Origin of the sequence: Cohnella boryungensis, assembly GCF_042651945.1 — a bacterium.
Lineage (GTDB): Bacteria > Bacillota > Bacilli > Paenibacillales > Paenibacillaceae > Cohnella > Cohnella boryungensis.
In genome coordinates this window covers 1-503 of the sequence record NZ_JBHSED010000041.1, presented here as the reverse complement: position 1 = coordinate 503, position 503 = coordinate 1, and the positions used below count along the sequence as shown (strand labels likewise).

The following is a 503-nucleotide window of genomic DNA, read 5'->3' as shown; positions in this document are numbered from 1 at the left end:
TACAGCACTGCGTCGTCCATAAAGTCCGTAGCACGTTTCCGAAGATCCGTGTTGCAGACAAGACGGAGTTTCTCGAGGATCTGAAGCAGGTTTACACCGCGGTAGATGGCGATGTCGCCTTGGCCGTGTTCGATGGGCTTAAGGCAAAGTGGCGTAAACAGTACCCGAAGGAAGTGCAGTCATGGGAAGAACAACTCCCCACGTTGCTCACCTTTTACAAATACCCTGTACTCACCTGGCAAGCCATTTACACCTCGAACCCCATCGAGCGCATGAACAAGGAACTCCGTAAGCGACTTAAGCCGATGAACAGTCTAACCAACATTGAAGCTGCGGAGAAAATCATTTACCTGCAAGCACTAGACTATAACGAAAAGTGGTGTGGCAGAGCGATTCGTGGATTTGTCGACTTTGACACGAAGGCAAAGTTTGAACAAATGTATCTCGAACGTTACTCCGAGTAATCCCCCGACTAGGGTTTACACAAACTTCTTGACGCTACC

The 503-nt window shown here is 49.1% G+C and carries 1 protein-coding gene; it reads left to right on the top strand.

The window, feature by feature from the left end; translation table 11 throughout:
• Nucleotides 1–464: transposase (locus ACFO1S_RS21080; protein ID WP_204604831.1), on the top strand; the 464-nt coding region annotated here is incomplete at its 5' end.
• Nucleotides 465–503: the final 39 nt, after the last annotated feature.